4 protein-coding genes are annotated in these 4,842 nt (G+C 58.7%); 3 read left to right on the top strand and 1 reads right to left on the bottom strand.

Annotated elements, in window-relative coordinates:
• Nucleotides 1-356: 356 nt before the first annotated feature.
• Nucleotides 357-1,277, bottom strand: coding sequence for a LysR substrate-binding domain-containing protein (locus WCA53_RS17145; protein ID WP_423912928.1), 921 nt, complete (start codon nucleotides 1,275-1,277; stop codon nucleotides 357-359).
• A gap of 148 nt (nucleotides 1,278-1,425) precedes the next feature.
• On the opposite strand from WCA53_RS17145, the gene WCA53_RS17140 reads away from it, so the two are divergent.
• The 3 genes from WCA53_RS17140 to WCA53_RS17130 all read left to right on the top strand — a co-directional run.
• On the top strand, nucleotides 1,426-2,583 hold the full coding sequence (locus WCA53_RS17140) for a methionine aminotransferase (RefSeq protein ID WP_423912925.1): 1,158 nt from the start codon (nucleotides 1,426-1,428) through the stop codon (nucleotides 2,581-2,583).
• A 42-nt stretch (nucleotides 2,584-2,625) separates the two neighbouring features.
• A complete protein-coding gene (locus WCA53_RS17135; RefSeq protein WP_423912921.1) occupies nucleotides 2,626-3,414 on the top strand; it encodes an ABC transporter substrate-binding protein in 789 nt (262 codons plus the stop codon).
• Between the two features lie 92 nt (nucleotides 3,415-3,506).
• A partial coding sequence (locus WCA53_RS17130) for a DHA2 family efflux MFS transporter permease subunit (RefSeq protein ID WP_423912916.1) occupies nucleotides 3,507-4,842 on the top strand: 1,336 nt, incomplete at its 3' end.

The raw sequence follows: 4,842 nt of genomic DNA, 5'->3' as shown, positions 1-4,842 counted from the left end.
CAAAGACCTAAAATGTCCGACGACGACACTTAGGTATTCGCGGTTTGAACGCGTTTCTTTGCTTCGTTTCTTTTCGCGTTTGAAAAGAAATGAAGTCCCGCCCCGGATAGGGGCTAACAGTAATAAGTAAGAAAATACTACTTATGCAGAACGACCACGCGAGCAGAAGGACTCAATGTTAGCCCCACACTCGCCGCGCGCAGCACCCCCTCCACCCTAGCCCCACACTCACCGCGACCAGCACCCCCGCCACCCTAGCGCCACACTCTCCGCGAGCAGCACCCCTTCCACCCTAGCCCCACACTCGCGGCAAGCAGCACCGCCCAAAACCTCCCCTCCCCCAGCCGAGCGCCCTTTCAAGCGGCCTTCAAATACTTCTCCAAACTTCCCCGTGTCTGCGCAGCCTCCCCCTCCAGCCATTGCGCAAACTCGCGTAGCGCCCTCGAAGCTTCCGGCCGCTCCGGATAAATCAAGTAATAAGCAGCCCCGCTCGGCACACAGAGCGAAAACGGCGTGACTAGTCGCTGCGCTCGCAAATCCTCTTCAATCAGCGATAAATCCCCAATCGTCACGCCCAATCCCTGCATCGCCGATGAAATCGCCAGGTCAAGCGTGTCGAAGTGCTGCGCTTTCGCCGACGGCAATCCACGGTATCCATACGCCTGAAGCCACCGCAACCAGTCCCGCCGATCACGCGTGGGATGCAACAGGGTGGTATCGGCAAGATCATCAGGCGTGGGCACGCGACTTCCCCAATCCGTCAGGAACCCGGGCGCGCAAACCGGCGTCATCACTTCGTCGAAAAGATGATGCGAACTCACACCCTTCACAGGAGCCTCTCCAAACACGATGGCGGCATCGAATTGCTCGGCATTGAACTCCACCCCATGCGACACCGCCGCCGTCACTTCAATCACCAACTCCGGCCGCTCATTCTGCAAGCGGATCACGCGCGGCAAGATCCACCGCATCACGCACGTGGGACACTTCACGCGTAACGTGCCCGATTGCGCGCCGCTGCGCTCCAAAGCTTCCGTGATCTGCGCCAACGCCAGTTGCAGCGGGGCAAGCAGCAGCGCACCGTTAGGCGTGAGCGCAAGACCACGCGGCTGCCGCACGAACAGTGCGTAGCCAAGATGCGCCTCCAGTCCGGCAATCTGACGGCTGACAGCGCCCTGCGTGACGTTGAGCGCGTCGGCGGCGCGCGTGAAGTTCAATCTCTGCGCCACCACCACAAACGTCTTGAGCAGGTCCAAGGAAGGCAGCGGTTTCATCATCGGACTTTAATAAGGGTTCAAACAAGGAATCAATTGGAAGTCGCTGAGCCATGAGCGGGGTTCATGGCAAGTATGACAAAGTTTCGATTGTCCGCACATTAATGCTGGGGTGGAATAGCTTCGAAAACGTCTTATGGAGAGAAACATCGTGAAAAGCGCCTGGACTCCCCGGTCGAAGCTGCCCAACGTCGGAACCACCATTTTTACTGTCATCGGTCAATTGGCCGAGGAACACCACGCGCTGAACCTCTCGCAAGGTGCACCGAATTTCGCGTGCGACCCGAACCTCATCGATAGCGCGGCGCGAGCCATGCGCGCGGGGCATAACCAGTATTCATCGATGAGCGGCGTCCCCGCGCTACGCGATGCGCTCGCACTGAAAACCGAGAAACTGTACGGCGCCAAATATGATCCGGGCAGCGAAATCACGGTGGTAGCCAGTGCGAGTGAAGGCTTGTACGCGTCGATCAGCGCACTCGTCCATCCCGGCGACGAAGTCATCTACTTCGAACCTTCCTTCGATAGTTACGGCCCGATCGTCCAGTTACAGGGCGCGACACCCGTGCCAATCAAGCTTTCGCCGGTGGACTTCCATATCGACTGGGACGAGGTTGCCGCAGCCATCACGCCCCGTACGCGCATGATCCTGATCAACTCGCCGCACAATCCGTCAGGCAGCGCGTTCACGCTGCATGACGTGGAACGTCTCACGGCGCTCACCCGCGACTCGAAGATCATCGTGTTGTCGGACGAAGTGTATGAGCACGTAATCTTCGACGGAGCCTTGCATCACAGCGTGGCAAGGCATCCGGCATTAGCCGAGCGCAGCGTGATCGTGTCGTCGTTCGGCAAGTCGTATCACGTGACCGGCTGGCGCGTCGGCTTCGTCCTTGCGCCGCAGGAACTGACCAACGAGATCCGCAAGGTCCATCAGTTCATGACCTTTTCCGCCGATACCCCCATGCAGATCGCGTTCGCCGAAGCCCTCGCAAACGAATCGAGCTACCTCGGGCTCGGCGCGTTCTATCAGCAGAAGCGCGACCTGCTCGCGCAGGCGCTTGCGGGATCGCGTTTTGAATTGTTGCCAAGCGCGGGCAGTTTCTTCATGCTGGCTCGTTTCGGCGCGTTCTCTGACGAATCCGACAGCGATTTCGTGCTGCGGCTGATCCGCGAATCGCGGGTGGCCACCATTCCGTTGTCGGCGTTCTACAGTGACGGCACCGACAACCGCATCATCCGCCTGAGCTTCGCCAAGGACGACGACACGCTGCGCGAAGGCGCGCGCCGCCTTTGCTCGGTCCAGTAATCCATCGACAAACCTGTTGCATCCTTATCGGAGAAACGTTCCATGAAGAGTTCGACCCAGACGCTCAACGCCGCTGTTTTGCTGATCGCCACCTTCTGCGCGAGCGCCGCGTTTGCGGCGGATACGCTGCGCTACGGCGTGGAAGCGCAATATCCGCCGTTCGAGTCGAAGACGGCGTCCGGTGAGTTGCAGGGCCTGGATATCGACGTTGGCAACGCTGTCTGCGTCGAAGCGAAAATGAAATGCGAATGGGTGGAAACGTCCTTCGACGGACTGATCCCGGCGCTGCAGGGCCGCAAGTTCGACGCGATCAATTCGGCGATGAACGCCACCGACAAGCGCCGCCAGGCCATCGATTTCACCACCGTCGTGTATCGCGTGCCGACCCAGTTGATCGCGAAGACGGGCAGCAGTTTGTTGCCGACGCCGGAGTCGCTCAAGGGCAAGAGCATCGGCGTATTGCAGGGGTCGATCCAGGAAGGCTTTGCCAAGGCGCATTGGGCCGATGCGGGCGTGAACGTCGTGTCCTATCAGGATCAGAACCAGGCTTATACCGACTTGAAGGCTGGCCGTCTCGACGGTACGCTCGTGCTCTCGGCCGCCGGACAATCAGGCTTCCTGTCGAAGCCGGATGGCGCGGGTTATAGTTTCGTCGGCGGTGCTGTCAGCGACGACAAGATTCTCGGTAGCGGCATTGCGTTCGGCATCCGCAAGGGCGACGACGCGTTGAAGCAACGCCTGGACAAGGCCATTGCCAAGCTCAAGTCAGACGGCACGATCGCTAGATATGCGAAGAAGTATCTCGGGGATATCGACGTCTCGGCCAAGTAAGCCGAACTGGAAAGTCCGAATGTGCTTCAGCGACGATTGTTGAACGCTGGCAAACTGGCGGCGTTGACTGCTGGCCCACTCAGGACTTTCCAATGAGCACTCCGCCTCCTGTTCAAGCCGCCCCCCCGCCGCCCCTCAAAGGCGGACAACTGGTTCTCGCGACCATCGTCGTGGCACTTGCCACGTTCATGAACGTGCTCGATTCCTCGATCGCGAACGTCGCCATTCCGACTATCTCTGGCAATCTCGGCGTATCCGTCGATGAAGGCACCTGGGTCATCACTGTGTTCGCGGCGGCCAACGCGGTGTCGATTCCCCTGACCGGCTGGCTCACTCAACGCGTCGGGCAGATCAAGTTGTTTGTCGGCGCGATTTTGCTGTTCGTGGTGTCGTCGTGGATGTGCGGGCTTGCGCCGACCTTGCCGGTGCTGCTCACCGCGCGGGTATTGCAAGGGGCGGTTGCCGGACCGCTGATTCCGCTGTCGCAGGCTATTTTGCTTGGATCTTACCCGAAGGAGAAAGCCTCCATGGCGCTCGCCTTATGGGCGATGACCGCGACGGTCGGGCCAATCGCGGGACCGGCGTTAGGCGGCTGGATCACCGATCGCTATAGCTGGTCGTGGATCTTCTACATCAACATTCCTGTCGGGATTTTTGCGGCCGCCGTCACGTGGATTATCTACAAATCGCGGGAATCGGTGGCGCGCAAAGTGCCTATCGATACGATCGGACTCGCTTTGCTGATCGCGTGGGTTGCTTCGCTGCAGATCATGCTTGATAAGGGCCGGGATCTCGACTGGTTCTCCTCTTCGCTCATTGTCTGGCTTGGAATTATCGCGTTAGTCGCATTCGCACTTTTTGTCGCGTGGGAATTGACCGATGAGAATCCGGTCATCGATCTGCGGCTTTTTGCCGGGCGAAATTTCTTTGGCGGGACCGTGGCGATTTCGGTGGCTTATGGGGTTTTCTTCGGCAATCTCGTTTTGCTGCCGCAATGGATGCAGCAATACCTGAATTATCGTTCCGTCGATGCAGGGCTCGTGACCGCGCCGCTCGGGATATTCGCGGTTATTCTTGCGCCCATAATGGGCAAGGTATTACCTCGTACGGATGCCCGGGTTGTCGCGACGCTTGCGTTTATAGGGTTCGCGATCGTGTTTTATATGCGATCGAGATATGTTATTGAAATCGATACCTGGCATTTGGTTCTCCCCACGCTGCTGCAGGGTATTCCGATGGCGCTGTTTTTCGTGCCTTTGACTTCTATCATTTTGACGGGTTTGCCACCGTCTAAGATTCCTGCGGCCGCTGGATTATCAAACTTTGTCCGGGTGTTTTGTGGGGCTGTGGGCACTTCGCTTTGCGGGAATGCCTGGACCGATCGCATTGCGCTTCATCACGAGCGGCTTACGGAGCAGGCCAATCTCA

This window comes from Caballeronia sp. (assembly GCF_049581465.1).
In the GTDB taxonomy this organism is placed as follows: Bacteria; Pseudomonadota; Gammaproteobacteria; order Burkholderiales; family Burkholderiaceae; genus Caballeronia.
The sequence above is the reverse complement of the archived record's forward strand: the minus strand, read 5'-3'. Positions and strand labels throughout refer to the sequence as shown.